We start from the raw sequence: 23805 nt of genomic DNA, 5'->3' as shown, positions 1-23805 counted from the left end.
TGTTACGTTACCTAGGTAACACCTGAGATTACAACATGAACAACAGCAGATGGGTCGGCTTTATAGGCGGCACGATTGTCTTACTTAGTACCTTTATCCTCTTCGGATCTTCCGTCCACGCTGCTTGGTACCGAATCCCTGCGGAGGCCATTCATGGTATCGCCTTCACTCTGGCTTTTGGTTTAGGGTTAAACAGCCTACTGGCGTACGCTACGGCAATGCTTACTCTCGCAGCGCTATTCTACATAGGTTTTGTTGTTGGCTACCGTATTCATCAGAAACTTAAATAAACTTCTGTCTCAACCTGAGCTTAATAACGGATACTTGATAACTAAAAAGGGAGCAAAGGCCCTAATGCCGTTCACTTAAGGCGATCGGCATTGTTTTTCTAAGATATCGACTTGGCTTATTCTTCACTACTCTAGGACAGAATCTTTCTCACCTAGGCTCCAATATTAAACTCCCACTCATTGCGTAAAAGTTTTGAAGTTGTCTCGGTATGGCTCCTGGTGACGAGTATGGAAGTCCCACTATCAGGCGTATGATGTGAGCTAATGCTCCATTGAAGCTAAGTTGATCTGGCAAGTAATCTCCATTCAACTTATTACACATCTGCACCATTTGATACCAGACCAAGTTATAGGTCAGTAGTATTCCCCAGAGTTCTTGCTTCACTAATTCAGGGAGTCCGACTTCGAAGCGTGAGTCGGTTACCAAGCATGTACTGTTTTTGCTCACGGTAGCAGAGTTCAATTTCCCAACGATACCCATATAAGCCTACGATACCTGACTTTGGGTAGAGCATAGGATCAAGCATTGAGGTGAGAACATCGTATTACTTGCCATCTTTGACTCTTGTGATTAAGCGTACAACTACTTCTTGTTCTAGCTCTGGCCACTTCTTACGCGCTTGCGGATTACTCTTCAGTTTTATCAGTTTATCTTTTCTGCCTAGAGACTGAACAATTTCATAAGTTAGTCCTTTTTCATCGGGATAAGCCAATGTCGATTGATGCCTTTCGAGCTCCATGCTTGAAGCAAACCAAGGGAGTAAAAACCTTTGTCGAAGAGCGTTAGGCTTTTATTGGGGGGTCGTCTCTATAAGTTGCTAGGCTAACTTCATTTCGTTCACGGTATAGCAGTCGAATGCACTGCCTGTGATCAAATGACTGCTCAATTCCATCTGACATACCATATGTAACTGTGGATACTGCGTCTCTTGGCCATCCTTATTCGTGGGCTTAGCAAACGCTTCAGCATTGTCTTTCGAGTCTTCTGCTCGCCATAAAACCCCATCGACGCAGAGTAACCTCACCATTCCAATTCGGCAAGTTAGCCTGAGCGAACCAATGACGCTGCGTACACTCAAAGAGCGCTTTAGCGGCTGATTCTCCGAGAATTTTTTCTTCGCTGTGGTAATGCACTTGGAACAACAAATGGCTTACATGTGCGGTAAGCAATATCGAGCATGTTTACAATATCTGCCATGGATTTATCGTTATAGATAGCCATGCCAACCAGTAACCACAACATCGACTCTAAAATTAGCTTTCGTTTTCTTAGAGTAACGGTGTCAGTCAGCTCATAAGCACTATTGATGAGTTCAATTGGCAGGAGATCTGCGAGAATCTCAACTTGATTTGGTTTGATGATGTTTAGGGCTTGGGAAACGTGCATAAAAATCCGATAAACGTAGTCTATCGGATTTTTACATACAGGAAGAGCGTGCAATTGATCTGCCGATTAATCCGTTAACTGATCGGCATTAGAGCATTTGCCCTCTTTCGTGTAGCGTCATATTAGATGACTTGCAGTTGAGCATCACCTTGCTCAGACAAAAAGTCGCCGGTTTGATGCTTCCACAACTGAGCGTAAACACCACCCAATTGCAGCAGCTCGTAATGCGAGCCTTGCTCAATGATTTTGCCGTCATCCATCACAATCAAACGATCCATCGCGGCAATCGTTGATAAACGGTGAGCAATCGCAATCACAGTTTTTCCTTCCATCAGAACTTCAAGGTTTTCTTGAATTGCCGATTCTACTTCTGAATCAAGTGCAGACGTTGCTTCATCCATGATCAAAATTGGCGCGTTTTTCAGCAGCACGCGAGCAATCGCCACACGTTGACGCTGACCACCAGACAGCTTCACACCGCGTTCACCCACTTCAACGTCATAGCCAACGTTACCTTGCTCGTCTCGTAGAGATTGAATGAAATCATGGGCATGTGCTTTCTCAGCAGCTGCGATAACGGCATCCATTGAAGCATCTGGATCACCGTAAAGAATGTTCTCTTTAATTGAACGATGCAGCAAAGAGGTGTCTTGCGTGATCATACCGATGTGTTGGCGAAGCGACTCTTGTTCGACTTGCGAAATGTCCTGTCCATCAATACAAATCTTACCGCTATTTACGTCGTAAAAGCGCAGCAACAAGTTGACCAACGTGGATTTACCTGCCCCAGAGCGACCGACAATGCCGACTTTTTCGCCCGGTTTGATAGTCAGATTCAAGTTCTCAAATACTGCCTTCTCATCACTGTAGTTAAAACCTACGTGATCAAAGCAGATCTCACCTTGAGAGATTTGCAAAGGCTTAGCATTTGGTACGTCTTTCACTTCAACATCGTTTGAAATCGTATTTATACCGTCTACTACTGTACCGATGTTTTCAAACAGTGCGCTAACTTCCCACATGATCCACTTCGACATACCTTGTACGCGCAACGCAATACTGATGGCAATCGCAATAGCACCAATTGTTACAGCGTGATCTAGCCATAGATAAACCGAAATGGCACTAATAGACATCAGCAGCAAATAGTTGATGGCATCAACACTAAACAGCAAACAAGTCACCATGCGCATTTGGCGGTAAACCGTCACCAAAAATTGCTTCATGCTGCTTTCTGCGTATTCCAACTCTCGCTGTGAATGAGCGAATAGTTTTACGGTAGAAATGTTGGTGTAAGAATCGACAATGCGTCCAGTCATTACAGAGCGAGCATCCGCTTGCTCTGTCGCTACTTGTTTCATTTTAGGGATAAAGTAGAACTGGATAACCGCGTACATTCCTATCCAAATCACAATAGGCAACATCAGCAAACCATCGGCCTCGCCCATCATCCAAAGCATCGAAAGAAAATAAACGCTGATATAAACCAGTACATCCACCAACTTCATGACCGTTTCTCGTACCGCTAACGCACTTTGCATCACTTTGGTCGCAACTCGGCCTGCAAAGTCACGTTGGAAAAATCCAACCGCTTGTTTTAGCAAGTAACGGTGAATCAACCAACGGATAGACATCGGGTAGTTACCCAATAACGTTTGGTGCATCACCATTGAGTGGACAAAACCGAGAGCTGGCATCACAACCGCCACTAAGAACAGCATCATTAGCATGCGATCACCCTGATCTTGCCAGAATGTTGCGCGATCCTGATTAGAGAGAATATCGACGAGCTCACCCATATAACGCAACAGCGTCACCTCAGTAATGGCAATAAGCGCACTGAACACAGCCATGACAAGTAAAGGGGCTTCAAAGCCACGAGTGTAAAAGCGACAGAAGCCAAAAAGTGTCTTCGGTGGCTTTTCGGTTTCCATCTGGGGAAAGGGTTGGGTCAGTTTTTCAAACCAATTGAACATAACAACGACTTTAAGTACCGCGAATGAATTTGCGAACGTTTTACTATCTTTTGATACAAAAGTCAGTAAAATACCGAAACAAAAGTTCAAATGATAATAATTACAATTAAGCTTAGCGTTAATCATAATTGTCGGGAATATATTTATGACAAAGAATAACTTACTGACCATCGCGATCCGTAACGCGTTGGTCTGTGCTTTGGCACCAACAGCAGCAGTGGTTGCATTCACAGCACAAGCTCAAGAAGACGTTGTACAAGATGACGTGATTGCCATGGAGACCATTACGGTCACCGCGCAAGCACTTAAAGTAGAAACCCCTGCGGCAGAAACACCACGCAGCGTTTCTATTATCTCTGAAGACGAGCTTCGCGTTCGTGCACCGCAAAAATTGGACGAAGCATTACGCTACACATCTGGCGTAACCGCTCAGCCTTATGGCGCAGACAACGACACCGATTGGTTCAAAGTTCGCGGTTTTGACGCAGCGACTTACCTAAACGGCAACCGCCTCTTCCGCGATGGTTACTACACATGGTTGGTCGAACCTTACGGCCTAGAAAGTGTGGAAGTGGTTAAAGGCCCATCAGCTATTCTGTTTGGTGAATCGGCACCAGGCGGTATCGTGAATGCGGTGCAGAAAAAACCAACGTTTACGCCTCAAGGTGAAGTAAAAGTCGAAGTAGGCAACAACCAACACCAGTCTGTAGGTTTTGACATTGCTGATGAAGCAAACGACGCTGGCACAATCCGCTACCGTTTGGTTGGCCTGATGACAAGCCAAGACGGTGAACTGGACGGCACAAATAACGAGCGTTTCTACCTAGCGCCAAGTGTCGAGTTCGACATTTCTGACCGTACAATGCTGACCGTTTTGGCTACTTACCTTCATGATGACGGTGTACCAACTAACCCATTCTTCCCGGCAGCAGGTACTCTGATTGGTTCTAACTTTGGCAAAATCGATCCTTCGACTAACCTTGGTCAGCCAAACTACGATAAATACGAACGCACGCAGTTTTCTCTAGGTTACTTACTAGAGCACGACATCAATGACACGTGGTCATTCTCTCAAAATCTCAACTACGGCTCCAATGAGTTGTACTTGCGCAGCTCTTACGCATTCTCAAACAACGATCCTGCAAAAGAAGAATTAGCGCAAGGCATCGTATTCCGTGACGGCAAAAACCAGAGCATCACATTCGACAATAACGCTGTCGGCAACTGGATGACTGACAACGCAGAGCACACGGTGCTTGTCGGTATGGATCTGCAATTCCACAAAACCGATGGCGACGAGCAGGACAACTACGCGTTTGGCACCATCAACCCGTGGAACCCAGTTTACGGCAACTTCACCCCTCTTGATCCTGCCAACAACGTGAAACGTGAGATTGAGAAATCTCAAGCAAGTGTCTATTCGCAATACCAATTGAAACTGCATGAACAGTGGATTGGTAACATCGGTGCTCGTTACGACTGGGTGAAAACAGAAAACTCTGGCAAAGGCGCAGGCGTTGATCAAAACGAATCTCGTGATGATGGTCAGTTGTCTCTCAGCGCGGGTGTGATGTTCCTTGCAAACAATGGTCTGTCACCTTACGCAAACTACTCTCAGTCGTTTGAAGTGATCAGTACAATTGATACAGCAACCAATGAGCTTTACAAACCGCTGGAAGGCGAGCAAGTAGAAGTGGGTGTGAAGTATGAGCCAAGCTTTATGGATGGCTTTATCAACCTTGCATGGTTCGACATTACGCAAAAGAACGCGTTGGTGACCAACCCATCAACATGGATCGCGACACAAACGGGTGAAGTGACTTCTCAAGGTATTGAGCTTGAAAGCACGGCGCAGCTAACCGACGATCTAAAACTGATGGCAAGCTACACCTACACTAAAGCGAAAACAGATGAGAGTTTTGGCCAAGGTAAAAAACAAGCCGCACTTATTCCTGAACACCAAGCTTCAGCATGGGTAGACTACAGCGCCTACAGCCTGATTCCAGGCCTCAATATCGGTACTGGTGTGCGCTACGTAGGTGAGTCAAAAGATAACCCTAAGAACTCGAACCTAACTGTTCCTTCAGTCACTCTTTGGGATGCGTCAGTCACTTACGACATCACTTCACAGTGGCAAGCACAGCTAAACGTTAACAACATTCTGGATAAAGAGTTTGTTTCAGGTTGCGATTACTGGTGTTACTACGGCCAGTCTCGCTCTGTCATGCTAAACGCAAACTACCGCTGGTAATTGAACTTTCTACTCCCCTCTCTTGAGGGGGAGTTTTCTCCTAAGAGTCATCCATGTTTCAACTGTCTAATATTGAGATCGTTCGAGGTGGACGTCAGATCCTCGTCATCGACCAACTTAACATCCCAACGAATGAACTAACTGTCGTTTTGGGCCATAACGGTTCAGGCAAATCGACACTGGTGAACCTGCTTTCTGGTCAAATGTCACCAGATAAAGGCACGGTAGCATTAAACGACACTTCCCTTTCATCACTCAAAACCAAAGAGCTGGCAAAGCAGATCGCCTATTTGCCACAAAAGCTGCCCTCCTCAGCTGGTTTAACGGTAGAAGAGCTAGTGCGCTTAGGCCGCTTTCCGTGGCGTGGCGCACTTGGTCGTTGGAAACCTGAAGACAAACAGATCATCACGCAGGCTATGGAACGAACAGGAGTTACACCTTTTGCTCAAGCTTTGGCGGATGACTTATCGGGCGGCGAGCGTCAACGCGCTTGGGTGTCTATGCTGTTGGCTCAACAATCGCCAATTTTGATCCTAGACGAACCGACCTCCGCGCTCGATGTTCACCATCAATTTCAACTGATGGCGTTACTGGCAGAGCTAAATAGAACCGAGAACGTAGGCATTATCGTGATCCTGCACGATTTGAACTTAGCACTGCGCTATGCAACCCACATTGTTGCGCTCAAGAAAGGTAAAATTGCCTTTGAAGGCACCGCCGACATGTTGCTAGATGAGGAGCGCCTTTCTGAGTTGTATGAGTCACCGATTAAGCTCATTGATCATCCAACTCCAGCCAACACATTGGCGAGCCAAAAGGTGGCTGTTGTATGCGCATAATAGCTCGTTTACTTACTGTGGTTACACAATCTGCTTTTCTGTTAGCATTTTTTATGACTAATGCAAATGCAGTCATCACCGTTACCGATGAATATGGTGAGCATAGTTTTGAGCAAGCGCCGCAGCGCGTTATCGCCTTAAATTGGGACATCCTAGAACAAGTTTTGGCGCTAGGCGTGGAACCAATTGCTGCCCCTAATTTACCAGGCTACCGCCAATGGGTGGTTAATCCGTATGCGCCAGAGTCAATCGAAGATATTGGAACCCGAGCAGAGCCCAACTTAGAAAAAATAGCCAGTTTGAAACCAGATGTCATCCTTGCTGCGTCTCCACAGCAAGACTTGATTCCGTTACTCAAACAAATTGCTCCGGTAATCTATTTACCTAATTTTTCCGAAAGTGAGGCCGCAGCTGAAACGGCCATTCGTCACTTTCGTACGCTCGGCAAGCTATTCAATAAAGAGGCACTTGCTGAACAGAAACTGGCAGAATTAGATGCTTCATTTGCGCAGATGCGCCAGCGAATTCGCCACTATTACTCTGAGCCGCTCAGTGTTCTGGTGATGCGTTTTTCAACCCCGAATACGGTGTTTCTTGCAACCGAAAATTCCACCACAGACTACGTGGTCAGAAAGCTGGGATTACACGCTCCAATTAAAGAGGCTCCACGCGCGTGGGGCGTAAAGCAAGATCGGATTAATCGACTTCAAAACCTTCAAAACAGCTACGTTCTCTACGTACAACCTTTCCCAGAAGAACGCAAACTGAAAGATTCGCCACTTTGGCAAGCGATGCCGTTTGTAAAGAAGCTGCGGGTAAATTCAGTCAGAGCAGTGTGGGCGTATGGCGGTGCTATGTCTTTGCAATACACCGCTGAAGCGATTACCGACAGTCTAATAGAGTTGGCACCAAAGCAATGAGAACGAAACATTATATTGGTTATCTGGCGCTGATTACGTTACTTAGCGTCTTTAGTCTACAAATTGACACTAATTTATCACTCTTCGAACAATGGCAATTATTAACAAAACCAGAGGTAGCGAGCGAATTTCGTGACGTATTTTTTACGCAAGCTCAGCTTCCTAGGTTAAGTATGACCCTGCTTGTTGGTGCCATGCTTGGTCTCACCGGCAGCTTAATGCAGCAATTAACGCAGAATAACCTCACCTCGCCGTTAACTCTTGGCACCTCTTCTGGTGCTTGGCTTGCATTAGTCGTGGTAAACATTTGGTTCGTCGATTGGGTAGCCGATTACTCTGCATTAGCCGCAATGGCGGGGGCTTTAGTGGCGTTTGGCCTGATCGTATCAATTGCTGGTGTGCGTAATATGACAGGTTTGCCGCTGGTCGTTTCGGGGATGGTGATTAATATCCTGCTCGGTTCTATCGCCACAGCCATCATTATTTTAAATGCTCAGTTTGCGCAAAATATTTTTATGTGGGGAGCAGGCGACCTCTCACAATACAGCTGGGATTGGTTTGAATGGTTGCTGCCACGCGCTGCTATTGCAATCGTCATTTTGATCGTCGCACCACGTATTCTGACCTTAATGAAACTAGGGCAAGAAGGCGCAGCAGCGCGTGGGTTAGCAGTATTACCTGCTTTTGGTACGTTAATGGTGATGGGTATTTGGCTGGTATCTGCCTCAATCACCGCAGTTGGCATTATCAGCTTCATCGGATTACTGACCCCCAATATCGCCAGAGCGATGGGGGCAAGAACACCGCGCGACGAATTGATCAGCAGCATGCTTTTGGGCGCAATGCTATTAATCATCACAGACTCTGCCGCTATCTCGCTAAGCTTATGGTTAGAGGAAACCATTCCTAGCGGCGTAGCGGCTGCAGCTATTGGCGCTCCCGCTTTAATTTGGTTTACTCGTAAAAAGCTGACGGCAACCGATCAACTTAACCTTTCAATGAGCCAAGGAAAAACGGCGCTTTCTAAACGCGCGGTATGCAGCATTGCGCTATTCAGTCTGGTTGGGATTCTAGCTTACTCATTCGTTACCCATGGTATGAACGGAATTCAATGGTCTGTGCCAGGTGAGTTCCAATGGCAATTGCGCTGGCCGAGAATGTTAACTGCACTTTCTGTCGCTATTGCTCTATCCGTTGCCGGAATCATTTTGCAACGCATTGTTTACAACCCTCTGGCAAGTCCCGATATTCTCGGTGTGTCTTCCGGAGCCACGTTTGCCATTATTACGACAGGAGTCATCGCTGGGTCACTTATCTCCGCATTTAACTGGGGTATCGCTTTTTTCGGAAGTATGTCCGTATTGATGTTATTGCTGATTATCGGTAAACGAAGCAATTTTAATCCATCTAACTTCGTGTTGTCCGGCATCGCACTAACGGCACTATTAGAAGCCCTTGTTCAATTTTCGCTAGCTCAAGGTTCTGGTGACAGTTACAAAATTTTATTATGGCTAACTGGTTCAATTTATCGAGTCACAGCCGACACCGCACTGATGCTATGTTTGGCAATAATGGTTCTGCTTACCGCTGTATTCGCGGTTTCTCGCTGGCTAACATTAATTTCCATCGGACGACAATTCTCAAATGCACGAGGACTTAACCCCACCGTAGCCAATACGCTAATGCTCACCATCGTTGCTTTATTATGCGCCTTTTCTACCGCTACAGTTGGTCCGATATCTTTTGTTGGCTTGGTCGCTCCCCATATGGCGATGATGTTAGGAGCAAGAAAAGTGAAAGAGCAACTAAGTGTCGGAGCCTTAATTGGTGCAACCCTAATGTTGTGGGCAGATTGGCTGGGACAAATCGCTATTTATCCAAGTCAGGTCGCAGCTGGCACATTGGTCGCTATTTTAGGCAGTACTTACTTTCTGTTTTTAATGCTGAAAAGTAAATTCAGCTAAGTATTCAGGGAATATAGTTAGAGCTGGAAATACCGTTAGAAAAACAAACCCCGCTATGTTTGATAGCGGGGTTTGTTTTTCTAACTGGCGTACGACACTTCTCTATTTTTCACTCACCACAGGAAAGCGCTGCTCATAAAGTTCCATAAAGTCTTTACGAATCAAATGCTCCAAGTGGTTAGCTTTATCGGTCGGGCAGAAAATCATAACATGCAAAATCTGCTCACCATTGATATTGCTAGAAATATGCATATGTGGCTCTGCACCGGGAAGATCGACCCCAGCGTGTTTTTCAATCATCGCATTGTAGCGATGTGCAACATCACTGAAGTAGCTACAATGCTCTTCAATCTTGTCGGTCAAGATTGGTAACAGAGGATACAAATTAACGAAGTCTTTCACCACGATAGAGAAATTGTGGTAGACGTAGCGCTTCATAAAATTGAGGTTCTTTACTGGGTAAGTAAAAAACATACTATTGGGTAAGGTCGCGGTTTTTCCGGTGTAGTGATATTGACCATGGTGCAGGTCGATCTCTTGAATCACCGTCGCCATCATATTGTGCTCGATCACTTCGCCGCACAGTTTACCGACCTCAATCCAGTCACCGACACGAAAAGAACGTGAGCTTGCTCTTTGAATCGAGCCTGTAAAACACAAAATTATCTCTTTGGATGCCACAACAATGGCAACCGCTATCGCCGTGACACTTAGAGCAAACTCGTTTATTTCTGATTGCCATAAAATAAATAAAATCAGTAATGTAACGGCAAAGGTGCCGTTCTTAGTTCTGGACATCCAGCTGCGCTGATCTTCAGAAAGAAAGGCATGGTCACCACGAATCATCGATAAAATGGTACGACGAATTAACCACATAATCACAAAGATCAGTGCGGTAAAAATCAGTTTATGAGTGAGAAGAAAATCGACGACTAACTGCACTTTCTCCATTCCACGGCTCCCTTAGAATTAAAATACGGCCTAGTAACGGGTAACCATAACAAATTATTTTGTCAGTTGTCCGTGTTCACTCAAGTACTTTTGAGATTACTCCTCTCTAAAAGCGCGATTCATGCTTTCAGTGATTGGCTTTATTAAATAACTTAAAGGCGTTCGCGGTTCAGATAAAATAAGCACTTCCGCGTTCATTCCTGAAGTTAAGCGGTGTTTGGCTACATCTTCTTGCGAAATTGCAATTCTAGCGAGGTAAAAATCCTCTTGGTTTTCTTGTGAAAGCTTATCCGCAGAAATCGTTAACACCGTGCCGTCTAATGGTGCCAACGTTCTAGCATTCAGAGCGGTCAGACGAACATGCGCCTGCTGACCTGGGTTAACTAAATCGATATCCTGGGGATTCACGCGAGCCTCGACTAACAACTTATCGTCTTGAGGAACCAACTCCAATAGCGTTTCACCCGAACCAATCACACCTTTTTCAGTAAACACCTGCATGTTGACCACACGGCCTGCAATAGGTGCATTGATGGTTGTTCTCGCTACAATATCTTGTGCTGAGCGATACTCTTCACGAATGGCGACGATTTCCTTTTTGGTGTTTCGTAGCTCCTCGACAATCTCATTTAGTCTTTCAAGCTTCAACTCTTCAATTTGCGCTTGGTTTTCATCCAACCTTTTGCTTACTGTGAGTGATTGTCTGTCTAACTGACTTAAGGTACTCCGCACTTCCGCCGCAAGACGTTTGAGTTGAAGTAAGGTGGATTTACCCGAAAAGCCTTTTTGAACTAGAGCTTGGTTACTGTCTATTTCTTCGGCGATAAAATTGAGTCTTTCTCTCTCAATTACTTTGGTTTGCTGGAGGTTTTCCAGCTCCAAATTTGCCCCAGAAATACTCTGCTCAATGATGCTCAGCTTACTATCAAAGAATCGCTTTCTCGCTTCAAAGATCTTGTTTTGAACCAGTTGAGCTTCTTGGACGATATCGACGCGAGGAATACTTTCAAGATCATCAGACCATACGATCGTTGGCAATTCATCTAGCTCAGCACTTAGACGGTTTTCCTTCGCTAGAGTATGAATAAACTGACCACTTAATGAATCCAACTTCGCCATAGCTTGTCGCTTAGAGAGTTGAATTAATAATTGACCTTTTTCAACTAAGTCCCCCTCCTGCACGTACAGCTTTTCAATAATGCCGCCTTCTAGATGTTGAATTTCTTGTCGCTTAGTGAGAACAGACAAATCGCCATAAGCAATCGCAGCACTCTCTAATTTCGCTGTCGCAGCCCAGTAGCCTAGACCGCCAAGAAAAACACTTAGCGTCACCACACCAAGTAAAATTGGCTTTCGAAAGCTTAGTTTCGCTTGCGGACTAAAACGATAAACGGTTTCAGACGGATGCTGATTAACGGCTGGCAGTTGATTGCTCATTTCTTACCCTTGGAATATCTGTTCTTTCTTCGCCCATCAAGCGTTTTAATACTTCATCTTTATCACCGTATAATTTGACTCGACCTTCAGCTAAATACAGCAATCTATCCATTTGTCGTAATGTACTCGGATTATGGGCAATGACGATAATCGTTGATCCTTGCGCCTTTAAATGGGCAATCAAACGTTGATATGCAGCCTCTCCTTCACCATCAAGGTTGGCATTAGCTTCATCGAAAATCACAATAGATGGATCGCCATAAACGGCTCTTGCAAGTGCGATTCTCTGCCTTTCTCCTCCAGATAAACCACGGCCATTTTCGCCAATAACGAAATCATAGCCTTTGTTTTTCTTGAGTATTAATTCATGACATCCTGCTAGTTGCGCCGCCTTGATGACTTTAGCGGGGTCTTCCTCTTTGAAGCGCGCGATGTTCTCCCGAATTGTGCCAGGAAACAACTCTACTTCTTGAGCGAGATAACCAAAATGGGCGCCGCGATCTTCCGATGCCCAAGTAGACACTTCCATACCATCAAGCGTAACCTTACCTGCTAATGGCTTGATCGTACCTAATAACAACCGAGCAAACGTCGATTTACCAGTACCAGAAGGGCCAATAACTCCGACAGCGACTCCGGGAGGAATAGATAAGTTGATCGATGAGAGTACAGGCTCTGCTGTGCCAGGATGGCGATAAGCAAGTCCAGTAAGTTCATAGTGTCCTTTTGGCTTTGGCAGTGGCATATTCGATTCATCTTGGCGCACGATTGCGTCGATTTCTTTTAGTCGTTTATACGCGCCTTTAGCAGACATAGCACTTCGCCATGTTCCAATCGCCTGCTCCATCGGCGAGAGTGCCCGACTCATTAAAATGGAACTCGCGATCATCGCTCCCGCAGTAATCTCATGTTGGATCACTAACCATGCTCCGCCCCCCAGCAAAAAGATCTGTAGTGAACCACGTACAAACTTAGAAAAGTTAGCCATGTAAATGGACTTACCTGCCACTCGCTCTTCGAGCACATTGACTTCATTCACGCGCGACTGCCATTTCTCTAAAAACGCGTTCATCATCCCCATCGCAAGAATTGAATTGGCATTTTGCGTGGCTAGCTCGGCGTTGTTGATATGAGAGATCGCCCTAACTTCACTTTCTTGCATGGTTTTACGCGTCATTAGCTCATTGAGTAGCCCGAGACTAAACAATACGATAGACCCGAGTAACGCGATGTGACCCAATACTGGGTGCAATAAATATACGAACAAAATAAACAGCGGTGTCCAAGGCGCATCCAATAGTGGATAGGGTGCTTGGCTGCTCAAAAAGCTTTTGATGTTCTGAATGTCTCGCAGCGTTTGCGAGGTGTAACTCTTCCCTGTGTGCGATTGGTATTGAATGCTGCGCTTAAGCATAAAAGTGGACAGTTTGGTGTCCATCCAATAACCAAATGATTTACTCATTTGGGCGCGAGCGATATCAATAATCGACATGGTTAATAACGCGACAATCACGATAATAGTGAGCAAAAGTAGAGTATCGGTTGAATAGGAGGATATCACTCGGTTGTACACTTGAAGCATGTACAAGGGTATCGAGAGGACTAGTAAGTTGATAAAAAGGCTAAAAGCGATTAGCAAGCCCGCAAGCGTGCATAGTTTTTGTCTCACTTCTTTGAAAACCGTTTTTTGCACGACTATTTCCGTTTAAATTGAAAATGTAGGCGCCAGCAAAAGCTAGCACCTAACTTAAGACAGCCTCAAATACACTCTAGAATGACCGAGTTAGTTCACCTCCGCGTGACAGAGCCACACAAACTAATCCCATTCTGAGTGATTTAGGTCATTTAGATTGCAAATAAATCCGCACCGTAAGTATTGATGTCAGTTTCGGTAACGCCAATGAGTTTCACGGTTAGATCAGCACCATCGGTAAACACGGCATTACCTACAGCATCATAGCTAAAGCTTAAATCACCGAAGTCTGTGACCGAGTCGCTAATAATGTGCAAAGAATCTTCACCAATGGTGAAATCCACAACTTTTGCTTCGCCATGGCCACCAAACTTATCCGTGAACACAAACTTATCGCCATTGCTGCCGCCAACTAGAACATTATCACCAGAACCAGCTACAAGAATATCTTCACCGACGCCGCCATTTAGTTTGTTGTCACCCAACAAACCCAAAAGCAAATCATTACCTGTACCACCGCCGAGGTAATCGTTTCCTGTACCAGCCCTTAGGATGTCATCACCAGCACCACCAGTTAGGCGATCATCACCGTCGCCGCCGATCACATAATCGTTACCGCCACCGCCAACAAACGAATCATTACCACCAAAACCAATAAACAAGTCATCGCCGCCATCGAAATCAGCAAATTGGTTATTTACACCTGCATCGCCTAGATACGTGTCATTGTCACTTGTGCTCATTTTTATTCCCTCTTGTCTTAATAATTGAATAGACCTTTTATTCTATGTCTGAGTAGATTTGTAACAGACATGAGAAGTCTAATAGTCAACCGAATAGGAATAAGTTTGAATATGGGATGATATTTCAGACTGACATTTTAATAATAAATATAAAACTTAGTACTTTATAGAGTATTTTCTTTTTATTACAGTAAGTTAATACTAGTACTACAAATTTCGCCTAGCCCAACTTGTTGCTTGCGTACGGTTCTTTACTTCTAACTTTCTAAAAATATTGTATAGATGTGATTTAATAGTATGCTCACTGATAAATAAAGAATCAGCAATTTCCATATTTGAGCCTCCTTCTTTCAACATTTTTAAAACTTGAATTTCACGCCGAGTAAGCTCTACCTCGATAGCAGGCTCAATAATGCTATTCGCTTCTTTTCCTCGATAATAATTAACCAGCTGATCCAGTAATCTTCGAGACAGCCAATTATCCCCTTTTATTATTGCTTTTAACCCCTGACACACCTTGTCCATGGAGTCTCCCGGACCGAATATACCCTTTACATGCGGCCATGAGGCGAGTTCTTCTGTGTCTAAGTCATAACCTAAATTAAGCATTATGGTTCCTAGCACTTTATTACTATCTTTTAAATAAACTAAAGTTTCGGATGGAATCTCAACTGAAAAATCAACAAGCAAAAAGTAGCGTTCCGGAATGAGTTCGTGATAGCTAGGGTTTTTAGTATCTATGATCGTTATTTTAGTTTCTATATTTTTAGAAAGCATTTCCTTAAAGTTTTCACTCTGTAAACTTTGTTGAGTGAGCATTAGGACTTCAGGCTTTTCCATATACTGTTCCATAATGTTTCTCATACTTTCAGTGACTTAACATTCTTAAATTAGTCGTTAATCGTCCGCACTTAGTGTGATATGTAAGTGCTAGTCCACAGAGTAAAGTTATTTGCTACTTTTTTAAATTCCAAAGTTATTAAAAAGAGAATCAAAAAAAGTGTTTCTCATAAAAGAAACACTTTTAACACATTTAGGTCACAGTAATGATTAAGAATTCACTAAATTAAATAACGCAATATTTCAAGGACATTACACTGTTAACGAGTTATCCGAAATATTTTCTTTCGCCCAAATAAGTGCTTGGACTCTATTTTTTACTTCAATCTTCTTGAAAATATTGTGTAAATGAGTCTTTACCGTATTCTCGCTCACAAATAGTTGTTCGGCAATTTGTTGATTGGAAGCCCCCATAGAGAGAAAGGTAATTATTTGTTGCTCTCGTTTGGTCAAAATAGCGGGAACATTCTTATTTATAGGTTTGCAGTGGCGACGAAGGTGAGTAATGTATTGCTGAGAAAACTTACGGCTGAACCACATATCCCCCTGAAGTACCTTACCAATCCCAACTTGCAGCGTTTTTATATCATCAGAGGTATAGAAAATACCTGCTAGAGTACGCCAAGCAAAAAGATCTTCAGTTGAAATGGATTGATCACAATTAATTAAGATTTCGAGCGTATCTTTCTGTTGCGACTCTTTAAACTCCGAATAACGCCGAAAGATTTCATCAGTGATCACGCTGCAATCAACAATAATGGCTGACGCTAAAGGCGAATCTAACGCTCCGTGAATAAGAGAGTCTGGTGTGATTAGAGCAACACTAATACCGAGTTTGGTCTCCAATACATCTTTCAGCAGAGATGACTGCAGACTGCCCTCCGTGATTAAAATGACATTTCTTGTTTTTTGTTGCTCCATCCTGATCGCATTCCCTTGGTCGCTTTTATTGAAATACGCAATAGATTTAGATAGAGCGGTAGTCTTGTCAAGTATGAAAATAACTAGTACTAATTAATAACTCATTGAAGTGTCAATAATTTTTAAGTAGCAAGTATGTAAGGGGTATTAGCATTTTTCAGGCATTAAAAAGGGAGCATACACTCCCTTTTTGTATTTGAGTTGGTGATTTTGTCGCGCCCGTTAGAGCCGAAACCTCACCCTAGCTTAGTGAACTGGAACAGAGTTTTTTTGGTTAAATTTACCAAAGTGTTGCTCTAACACTTCTGGCGTCAACTTACCTTCTGCTTCTAGCTTTTTTAGCTCAGCGACGATCGCTTTTTGCTCTTCTAGCGACGGCAGTTTTACTTCTGGCTCCTGAGCGGCTTCCTGAGAAATCTGCTCTAGTTCTTTTTCGAAGTCATTCATAGTACTTACCTAAATTTAGTTAGTGAACTTTTAAACTTCGGCTATTCTATCCAACTCTATAGCTTGAAGCTACCAACCATCTTGTCCAGACGTGAAGAGAGCGCTTGAAGATCACGACTTGCATCCGCCAGCTCTTCTGCCGTTGCCGTTGTCATTTCATTGATCGCGTTGATTTCTTCAATGTTTTGGTTAATGGTATGCACCACAGTGGATTGCTCTTCCGTCGCCGTCGCAACTTGCGTATTACGATCAGAGATGTCTGTAATTCGCTCAGAAATATTGACTAACACTTCCACTGCTTCATCGGTTGAAGCGACCCCTTCAATAGTGACCGCTTTACCCGCTTCCATCGCACTTACTGCGTCTTGTGCGTCACTTTGAAGTTGGTTGATCATCCGTTGGATCTCTTCTGTTGAATCAGCCGTGCGTGACGCTAGGTTTCTTACCTCGTCAGCAACCACCGCAAAACCACGACCTTGCTCTCCAGCGCGTGCAGCCTCAATCGCGGCATTCAACGCGAGCAAGTTGGTTTGTTCTGATATGTCACGAATTACGCCCAGAATCGAGCCAATATCTTTAGTTGTCGATGCCAGCTGCGTGACGACAATATTGGTCGTTTCTACGTCATCAGCTAGGCGGCTAATCACCTCTTTGGCTTTCATAACCACTTCACGACCCGTTTGAGTATTATCAGAAGCCTGATTTGCCGTATCGGCAGCAGTAGCCGCGTTCGATGCAATTTCGCTGATGGTCGCACCCATCTGATTAATCGCCGCAACAACTTGAATGGTTTGATCACGTTGCTCTTGGCTGTTGTCATGTGTGGATGTTGCTTTCGTCGACACACTTTCTGCCGCTTGACTTAATGAGCCACTGGTTAAAGCAACTTCTTTCATTGTGGCGTGGATCTTCTCAATAAATCCGTTGAAGCCTTTTGAAAGCTGAGCAATTTCATCATTACCCTGAATTTCAATGCGCTGCGCCAAGTCGCCCTCACCTTGCCCAAGATCGGTAAAACGATCAACAATCAGTCGAATTGGTTTAGTAATACTATTTGCCAACCATACGCCCATCAGGATGAATACAACGGCGACAATGATGGTCGTAAACAGCATTTTTTGCGCAGTAGCATTTAGGTCCGCGAAGACTTCATCGACAGGAACTACACCAATGACAAACCAATTCATTGAAGGAACATACAAACTGGAAACAAACGTGTCCTGCCCTTCAAAGTCCACATTAATCAAATTGAAGCTGTTTTTATTCAGCAGTGCACTCGCATCACTACCAAATAGCTTGGTGATAGAAGTTTGGTTTTTACCTTGTTGACGATGTATTTGAATCTCACCCTGTTCGTTAGTGAGGAACACATAACCCGTATCTTCAATTTTAAACCCATTGAGCAGCGCAACCATGTCGTCCATCGACTTTGAAAGACCTGACATTGATGTACCATTTAAGTCTTGGTAGTTGGCAAACATTTTTACTTCGCCGTTTGCCTCTTGGAAAACGCTCACTGACGTTTCTTGACCAGAAGACGTAAAGCCAAAGAACCAAGCATCTTGAGTTCGATTAAGCTGACGCAAGAACCCGTTTTGATTCCAGTAATATGCCGTTTGACGATTGGCTACCGACGCATCATTTAGTCCGTACTGGGATTTAACGTTATTGAGCTGCTGAACTAACTGAACTTCTACCGACGGATCGCGGTCTGTATTAGATAGAGCTTCGACAATAAACTCGTTTGTTGCGAGCTGTTTTGCGGCTTGTTGCATCTCTACAACTTCGCGGTCAATTTCTGTATTGATTTGCTGCAGCATCGCAGGTAGTTCGATATCAACAAGACGGTGGCTCAACACATCTCTTGCATGACGCTGAGCCATAACACCAACGATAATTGTTGATGCTAAAACAGCAAACGTAATACCAAGTACAACCTTCTGTTTGATGCTCAAGGAATGAAGTTTCAACATATTCGGACCTTTTAAAAGAATCACTTGTTATTGGCCCCATAAGGGGAATCTGGTGCATATCTCATGACACGCACATCACAGAAACTTTATCGGCTCACATATACAAAACTAGAGGCATTTCTCACTATATTATGAAAAATAAATGTAACGCCATGTCAGATAAGAACTTTCAGTGATAGCAAGTACTTGCAATTCTCTGCAGAGTCCCAATATTGAAAAGATAAATTGCGAAAGCGCATTGGAACTTTTTCCATCTGGAAAATGACCAATACTCAACACAAAAATCAAATGGATATCGAGAGTCCAAAGCATGCATAAATCTAACTTCGAAACTCTTCAGCAATACCTAGAGTCGCAGATCATTGGTCAGCAAGATCTAGTCAAACAACTGCTTGTTGCCCTTTTGGCCGATGGACATATTTTGGTTGAGGGCCCTCCTGGGCTGGCAAAAACCCGTGCAGTAAAATCACTCTCAGATTGTGTTGAAGGCGACTTCCACCGAATTCAGTTTACCCCTGACTTGCTGCCAGCCGATTTAACCGGCACCGATATCTTCCGCCCCGAAACCGGAGAGTTCACTTTCCAATCTGGTCCTATCTTCAATTCTCTTATTCTTGCGGATGAGATAAACCGTGCACCGGCCAAAGTACAAGCGGCGATGCTTGAAGCAATGGCAGAAAAACAAGTCACAGCAGGTCGCCATACTTACCCGTTGCCAGAGTTGTTTTTGGTCATGGCGACTCAAAACCCGATTGAACAAGAAGGGACTTATCCACTACCTGAAGCACAGCTAGATCGCTTTTTATTACATTTAGAAGTGGAATACCCAGATGCGGAACATGAGCTATCTATCTTGCGTATTAACCGCGGTGAAGCAAAAGGCGAAACTACCGTCGAGCGCCCAATGTTAAGCCAACAAGATATCTTCACTGCGCGTAAAGAAGTGTTGGATATTCATATGGCGGAAACGATAGAGCAGTACATCGTCCGTTTAGTTATGGCAACACGTCGAGCCAGCGAATATGACACTGAGCTGGATAAGTGGTTGTCAATGGGCGTTAGTCCACGTGCCACCATCGCTCTGGATCGTTGTGCCCGTGCGCACGCTTGGCTTGCAGGTCGTGATTTTGTGTCCCCAGAAGATGTTCAAACCATGGCTTATCCGGTTTTGCGCCACCGTTTATTACTGAGTTACCACGCTCAAGCGGAAGGCATTACAGCAAACCAAGTCATTGATAAGCTGCTAAACCTCGTTGGCAGTGCATAAGACGAGGGAGTGATATGTCCACAACGCATCCACTGCCACCTCATGCGAATGGGGTGACATTAACCCTTGAAGAGCTGCTGCAATACCGCACTCAATCTGTACGTTGGTTGCCACCAGCACAAAGTATCTGGTCGCAAATGAGCGGTAACCATACCAGCCGCCAAAAAGGGCGAGGCATGGATTTTATGGAAGTACGCCAATACCAACCTGGCGATGATATCCGCAGTATTGATTGGCGGGTAACTGCTCGTACAGGGAAAGCGCACACAAAGTTATTTGCAGAAGACAAAGAGCAAGCTGTGATTCTTTACCTTGACCTGAGTTCTAGCCTGCATTTTGGGTCTAAGTATATGCTTAAGTCGGTTCAATTGGCTCACTTTGCCAGCGTGTTGATTTGGCTCACTTTGGCTAAAAAGGATCGCATCGGTGCGGTGATTGACGATGGACATCAATGTTTTGAGTTTCGCCCTTCCTCTCTACAAAAACAGGGGCTGCGGATTCTTAATGCTATCGTCGATACACATAACGCGCAGGTGGCTCGTACTGCCAACAACGAGGCTCGTACACTGCCGTATACTCAGGTGTTAGAAACACTTCATACACTGACACCTAAGGGCAGCGAACTGATTATGCTCAGCGACTTTGCCCACATAAGCGCAGCAGAGTTGACGCAGTTACGTCGACTAAAACAGCACAACAGTGTGAGGGCTATACAGTTTTATGACCCTTTAGAAAGAGGTGAAACAAACTTTAGAGGTCAAGTAAAAGCCTCAGATGGACAACGTAGTCAATGGTTCAACTTTGGCTCCAAGGGCCAAAGAAAGGAACTCGAAACACACTTTACTCAACACCAAGAAACCATTAAACAGCAATGCCATTCGATGGCGATTCCATTTAACACGCTATCAAGTGGTTGGCCCTTGATTTCACAATTAAGCTAACAAACTGTACAAGCAGCATTTATTAAGCAGTAATAATAATGACAACAAACAACCAAAGCCTAGACCTTGAACCTCTGATTTTACCAAACGCTCCGGATTGGTTTCCGCTCGCTTGGGGATGGTGGGCAGTGCTTGCGGCCACCGTACTTTTCGTTTTCAGCATTTATCTTTATACGAAGTGGCGTAAAAAACGCCTACGCGCGCAAAAGGCAGCCTTAAAACTTTTAACTCAATCTGTCACACCTCATACCCCTTCCTCTGCTCTAGAAATATTGCGTCAGGCGGCATTGAGTTACTTTCCGCGTGAAGAAATCGCGCCATTAACTGGAATCGCTTGGTATGAATTTCTCGATAGCCATACCAAAGAAACTCGATTCGTAGACAAACAACATCAGTGGCAAGAAGCGCTGTATCAGAAATCCTCTCAAGAAAATCATCAAAGCTTGGTCGATGATTGTGTCTTTTGGATAACTCACGCTTTGCCACCAAAGAAAAAGGCAAATAACCGTGACTGAGCAAACACTCATAACCGATCTTGCCCAATGGCTAAACATTGAATTTGTCTGGTGGTGGGCACTATTTTTGCTGCCTGTCCCCTGGCTGGTATACAAGCTCCTGCCACAAGAATCTCAACAAGCCGAGATCAAATTGGCGTACTTACCAGCTAATGAGAATGGCAGCAAGCCTAAGCAAGCCCTGCAAAAATCACTATCAGTGGCGATCTGGGTTCTTCTTATCATTGCTTGTGCGCGTCCAGTTTGGTTTGGTGATCCAGTTGAGTTCCAACCCAAATACCGGGACTTGATGTTAGTCGTCGACCTATCTGGCTCGATGCAACAAGAAGACATGGAGCTCAACGGCGAATACATTGACCGCCTCACCGCTGTCAAAAAAGTTCTATCGGATTTCGTGGCAAAAAGAAAAGGTGACCGTCTCGGGGTTGTTTTGTTTGGCGATCACGCGTATTTGCAAACGCCACTCACTGCAGACCGTAAAACCGTCATGCAGCAGATTAATCAAACAGTCATCGGCTTGGTTGGTCAACGAACCGCCATTGGTGATGGTATTGGTCTAGGCACGAAAACTTTTGTAGACAGTGATGCTCCGCAACGAGTCATGATTTTGCTTAGTGACGGCAGCAATACTGCCGGTGTGCTCGAACCGCTCGAAGCAGCGGAAATCGCAAAAAAATACAATGCGACCATTTACACCGTAGGCGTAGGTGCTGGTGAAATGATGGTGAAAGAGTTTTTCATGACTCGCAAGGTTAACACCGCAGCCGACTTGGATGAGCAAACACTAACTAAAGTGGCAGAGATGACTGGTGGACAATATTTTCGGGCGCGAGATACTGAACAGCTCGAAAAGATCTACGACACGATCAACCAGCTCGAGCCCGTGTCAAGCGACACGCAAACTTGGCGTCCGCAGTCAGAATGGTTCCCATACCCATTAAGCGCTGCATTCGTACTGTCGGTATTGTTATTCCTACTGAGGAGAAAACATGGCTGAGTTTATTTTCCTTAACCCTTATTGGCTTTTGGGGCTTATCGCAATCCCTATTGCGCTCTTGCTCAATCACAAATTTAGAGCAAAAAAATCGACACTGATTGCCCCTCACCTAGCTAAAGTGCTCGGACAAAACACGCAGTCCAAACACTATTTTATTCTCTGGGGCGTAGCTTGGGCGATTGCCTGTATTGCGCTAGCGGGACCAAGCTGGCAATCCAACGCTCGCCCAAGCTTTGAGTTAAACCAAAACCGCATTTTAGTGCTTGATATGTCTCGCTCGATGTTCGCTACGGACATCAAGCCTAATCGACTCGCGCAAACACGTTATAAGGCGCTGGACTTACTTCCTAAATGGAAAGAAGGGGCTACGGGTCTTATTGCTTACGCTGGCGATGCCTATAACTTAAGTCCACTGACGACTGATTCCAGTACGCTTGCCGTCATTATCGAGAATTTGTCACCAGAGCTAATGCCTTTTCAAGGGGCAAACCTGCCTTCCGCAATTGAATTAGCGCTCAACCAGTTCTCTCAAGCAGGTGTGCAACAAGGCGACATCATCGTGTTAGCTGATGACCTTGATGAGTCAGAACTGTCTCGGACGTTGAATTTGGTCGAAGGTAAAAACATTCGCATCTCAGTTCTCGCAGTAGGAACCGCTAATGGCGCTCCCATCGCCCTACCCGATGGTTCTCTTTTAAAAACTGCACAAGGCACAACAGTCGTAGCGAAAACAAATCTGAAGAATTTACAAATACTAGCAAAGAAAACAGGTGGAATTTTTGTTCCTATTCAGCACACCAATCGCGATGTTGAGAACATTTCAGCCTTTACGAACAACGTTGGCAGTCAACTTTCGGCCAAGCAGAGTGAAGAAGTGAGCACTGACTCTCGCTTAAACGGTGGCTTTTGGTTGCTGCCGCTGTTACTTCTGCCTGCAGCTTTACTGTTCCGACGCGGCCTGATTTGGATGTTTGTGGCAACAATAATACCGATGACTTGGACACAACACGCTGAAGCAAATCCGTTCTTAAATGCCGACCAACGAGGAGCGGAACTCTACAAGCAAGGTGAGTATGAACAGGCGCAAAACCTATTTACAAACCCAAGCTGGAAAGGAGCCGCCAGTTACCAAAAAGGTGACTACGAAGCCGCTATTGAAGCATTTTCTCATGACTCCTCTCCTAACGGCCGCTATAACCTTGCCAACTCTCTGGCGCAAAATGGTCAATTAGAAGAAGCAGCAGAGCTTTATAAAAAACTGCTTGAAGAAAAGCCCAACTTTGAAGCTGCAAAGAAAAACTTGTCGGTTGTGGAACAAAAGCTGAAACAGCAACAGCAACAGCAACAGCAACAGCAACAGCAACAGCAACAGCAACAGCAACAGCAACAGCAACAGCAACAGCAACAGCAACAGCAACAGCAACAGCAACAGCAACAGCAACAGCAACAGCAA

General features: G+C 44.7%; 19 protein-coding genes and 1 pseudogene. 10 read left to right on the top strand and 10 right to left on the bottom strand.

Going from position 1 to position 23805, the window contains the following annotated elements; genetic code table 11:
• Positions 1 to 35: 35 nt before the first annotated feature.
• Positions 36 to 290: a hypothetical protein gene (locus NL645_RS00400; RefSeq protein ID WP_046875806.1), complete on the top strand. Its 255-nt coding sequence runs from the start codon at positions 36 to 38 to the stop codon at positions 288 to 290.
• 151 nt (positions 291 to 441) lie between these two features.
• Here NL645_RS00400 and NL645_RS00395 read toward each other — a convergent pair.
• Positions 442 to 1677, bottom strand: a pseudogene (locus NL645_RS00395) (IS4 family transposase); the annotation flags it as partial.
• A 122-nt stretch (positions 1678 to 1799) separates the two neighbouring features.
• The gene (locus NL645_RS00390) at positions 1800 to 3653 is read right to left on the bottom strand and encodes an ABC transporter ATP-binding protein (RefSeq protein ID WP_253650943.1); all 1854 of its coding nucleotides are present in this window, start codon (positions 3651 to 3653) and stop codon (positions 1800 to 1802) included.
• 145 nt (positions 3654 to 3798) lie between these two features.
• Here NL645_RS00390 and NL645_RS00385 point away from each other — a divergent pair, with 145 nt between their 5' ends.
• Genes NL645_RS00385 through fhuB form a run of 4 tightly spaced genes read left to right on the top strand, consistent with a single transcriptional unit; the run spans position 3799 to position 9627 of the window.
• Positions 3799 to 5904: a TonB-dependent siderophore receptor gene (locus NL645_RS00385; protein WP_253650942.1), complete on the top strand. Its 2106-nt coding sequence runs from the start codon at positions 3799 to 3801 to the stop codon at positions 5902 to 5904.
• A gap of 53 nt (positions 5905 to 5957) precedes the next feature.
• Positions 5958 to 6743 (top strand): ABC transporter ATP-binding protein, encoded by a 786-nt coding sequence (locus NL645_RS00380; RefSeq protein ID WP_046875804.1) that lies wholly within the window; start codon positions 5958 to 5960, stop codon positions 6741 to 6743.
• A complete protein-coding gene (locus NL645_RS00375; protein WP_104972881.1) occupies positions 6734 to 7663 on the top strand; it encodes an iron-siderophore ABC transporter substrate-binding protein in 930 nt (309 codons plus the stop codon). The genes NL645_RS00380 and NL645_RS00375 overlap by 10 nt, the downstream gene beginning before the upstream one ends.
• Positions 7660 to 9627 (top strand): Fe(3+)-hydroxamate ABC transporter permease FhuB, encoded by a 1968-nt coding sequence (fhuB, locus tag NL645_RS00370; RefSeq protein ID WP_253650941.1) that lies wholly within the window; start codon positions 7660 to 7662, stop codon positions 9625 to 9627. The genes NL645_RS00375 and fhuB overlap by 4 nt, the downstream gene beginning before the upstream one ends.
• Before the next feature lie 102 nt (positions 9628 to 9729).
• Here fhuB and NL645_RS00365 read toward each other — a convergent pair whose 3' ends face one another.
• The 8 genes from NL645_RS00365 to NL645_RS00330 all read right to left on the bottom strand — a co-directional run bounded on the left by NL645_RS00365 (position 9730) and on the right by NL645_RS00330 (position 18632).
• Positions 9730 to 10578, bottom strand: a complete 849-nt coding sequence (locus NL645_RS00365) for a mechanosensitive ion channel family protein (RefSeq protein ID WP_005392418.1) — start codon at positions 10576 to 10578, stop codon at positions 9730 to 9732.
• Between the two features lie 96 nt (positions 10579 to 10674).
• Positions 10675 to 12015 (bottom strand): HlyD family type I secretion periplasmic adaptor subunit, encoded by a 1341-nt coding sequence (locus NL645_RS00360; RefSeq protein ID WP_047008476.1) that lies wholly within the window; start codon positions 12013 to 12015, stop codon positions 10675 to 10677.
• Positions 11990 to 13708 (bottom strand): type I secretion system permease/ATPase, encoded by a 1719-nt coding sequence (locus NL645_RS00355; protein WP_253650940.1) that lies wholly within the window; start codon positions 13706 to 13708, stop codon positions 11990 to 11992. The genes NL645_RS00360 and NL645_RS00355 overlap by 26 nt, the downstream gene beginning before the upstream one ends.
• Positions 13709 to 13860: 152 nt before the next feature.
• Positions 13861 to 14451: a calcium-binding protein gene (locus NL645_RS00350; RefSeq protein ID WP_005392412.1), complete on the bottom strand. Its 591-nt coding sequence runs from the start codon at positions 14449 to 14451 to the stop codon at positions 13861 to 13863.
• Positions 14452 to 14658: 207 nt separating this feature from the next.
• Positions 14659 to 15315 (bottom strand): LuxR C-terminal-related transcriptional regulator, encoded by a 657-nt coding sequence (locus NL645_RS00345; protein ID WP_080619247.1) that lies wholly within the window; start codon positions 15313 to 15315, stop codon positions 14659 to 14661.
• 228 nt (positions 15316 to 15543) lie between these two features.
• A complete protein-coding gene (locus tag NL645_RS00340; protein WP_150917684.1) occupies positions 15544 to 16212 on the bottom strand; it encodes a LuxR C-terminal-related transcriptional regulator in 669 nt (222 codons plus the stop codon).
• Positions 16213 to 16458: 246 nt separating this feature from the next.
• The gene (locus NL645_RS00335; protein WP_005392406.1) at positions 16459 to 16659 is read right to left on the bottom strand and encodes a restriction endonuclease subunit S; all 201 of its coding nucleotides are present in this window, start codon (positions 16657 to 16659) and stop codon (positions 16459 to 16461) included.
• A 56-nt stretch (positions 16660 to 16715) separates the two neighbouring features.
• Positions 16716 to 18632 (bottom strand): methyl-accepting chemotaxis protein, encoded by a 1917-nt coding sequence (locus NL645_RS00330; RefSeq protein ID WP_253650939.1) that lies wholly within the window; start codon positions 18630 to 18632, stop codon positions 16716 to 16718.
• Positions 18633 to 18942: 310 nt separating this feature from the next.
• On the opposite strand from NL645_RS00330, the gene NL645_RS00325 reads away from it, so the two are divergent.
• From NL645_RS00325 to NL645_RS00305, 5 genes are all read left to right on the top strand, one after another.
• Positions 18943 to 19899, top strand: a complete 957-nt coding sequence (locus tag NL645_RS00325) for a MoxR family ATPase (protein WP_005392397.1) — start codon at positions 18943 to 18945, stop codon at positions 19897 to 19899.
• A gap of 14 nt (positions 19900 to 19913) precedes the next feature.
• Positions 19914 to 20840 carry a DUF58 domain-containing protein gene (locus NL645_RS00320; RefSeq protein WP_053808320.1) on the top strand — a complete coding sequence of 309 codons (927 nt, stop codon included), beginning with the start codon at positions 19914 to 19916 and terminating at the stop codon, positions 20838 to 20840.
• A gap of 38 nt (positions 20841 to 20878) precedes the next feature.
• Positions 20879 to 21355, top strand: a complete 477-nt coding sequence (locus tag NL645_RS00315; RefSeq protein WP_047008481.1) for a DUF4381 domain-containing protein — start codon at positions 20879 to 20881, stop codon at positions 21353 to 21355.
• The gene (locus NL645_RS00310; RefSeq protein ID WP_167427711.1) at positions 21348 to 22352 is read left to right on the top strand and encodes a VWA domain-containing protein; all 1005 of its coding nucleotides are present in this window, start codon (positions 21348 to 21350) and stop codon (positions 22350 to 22352) included. The genes NL645_RS00315 and NL645_RS00310 overlap by 8 nt, the downstream gene beginning before the upstream one ends.
• Positions 22345 to 23805, top strand: a 1461-nt coding sequence (locus NL645_RS00305) for a VWA domain-containing protein (RefSeq protein WP_253650938.1), incomplete at its 3' end; no start/stop codon positions are given. The genes NL645_RS00310 and NL645_RS00305, both read left to right, overlap by 8 nt.

The sequence above is a fragment of the Vibrio sp. Y51_MX_L26 genome, assembly GCF_024181935.1.
In the GTDB taxonomy this organism is placed as follows: domain Bacteria; phylum Pseudomonadota; class Gammaproteobacteria; order Enterobacterales; family Vibrionaceae; genus Vibrio; species Vibrio diabolicus.
This window is presented reverse-complemented; position numbering and strand designations above follow the sequence as displayed.

Coding starts and splice junctions, on each gene's coding strand:
- NL645_RS00400 (WP_046875806.1), top strand. CDS start 36: ATGAACAACAGCAGATGGGTCGGCTTTATAGGCGGCACGATTGTCTTA.
- NL645_RS00390 (WP_253650943.1), bottom strand. CDS start 3,653: ATGTTCAATTGGTTTGAAAAACTGACCCAACCCTTTCCCCAGATGGAA.
- NL645_RS00385 (WP_253650942.1), top strand. CDS start 3,799: ATGACAAAGAATAACTTACTGACCATCGCGATCCGTAACGCGTTGGTC.
- NL645_RS00380 (WP_046875804.1), top strand. CDS start 5,958: ATGTTTCAACTGTCTAATATTGAGATCGTTCGAGGTGGACGTCAGATC.
- NL645_RS00375 (WP_104972881.1), top strand. CDS start 6,734: ATGCGCATAATAGCTCGTTTACTTACTGTGGTTACACAATCTGCTTTT.
- fhuB (WP_253650941.1), top strand. CDS start 7,660: ATGAGAACGAAACATTATATTGGTTATCTGGCGCTGATTACGTTACTT.
- NL645_RS00365 (WP_005392418.1), bottom strand. CDS start 10,578: ATGGAGAAAGTGCAGTTAGTCGTCGATTTTCTTCTCACTCATAAACTG.
- NL645_RS00360 (WP_047008476.1), bottom strand. CDS start 12,015: ATGAGCAATCAACTGCCAGCCGTTAATCAGCATCCGTCTGAAACCGTT.
- NL645_RS00350 (WP_005392412.1), bottom strand. CDS start 14,451: ATGAGCACAAGTGACAATGACACGTATCTAGGCGATGCAGGTGTAAAT.
- NL645_RS00345 (WP_080619247.1), bottom strand. CDS start 15,315: ATGAGAAACATTATGGAACAGTATATGGAAAAGCCTGAAGTCCTAATG.
- NL645_RS00340 (WP_150917684.1), bottom strand. CDS start 16,212: ATGGAGCAACAAAAAACAAGAAATGTCATTTTAATCACGGAGGGCAGT.
- NL645_RS00335 (WP_005392406.1), bottom strand. CDS start 16,659: ATGAATGACTTCGAAAAAGAACTAGAGCAGATTTCTCAGGAAGCCGCT.
- NL645_RS00330 (WP_253650939.1), bottom strand. CDS start 18,632: ATGTTGAAACTTCATTCCTTGAGCATCAAACAGAAGGTTGTACTTGGT.
- NL645_RS00325 (WP_005392397.1), top strand. CDS start 18,943: ATGCATAAATCTAACTTCGAAACTCTTCAGCAATACCTAGAGTCGCAG.
- NL645_RS00320 (WP_053808320.1), top strand. CDS start 19,914: ATGTCCACAACGCATCCACTGCCACCTCATGCGAATGGGGTGACATTA.
- NL645_RS00315 (WP_047008481.1), top strand. CDS start 20,879: ATGACAACAAACAACCAAAGCCTAGACCTTGAACCTCTGATTTTACCA.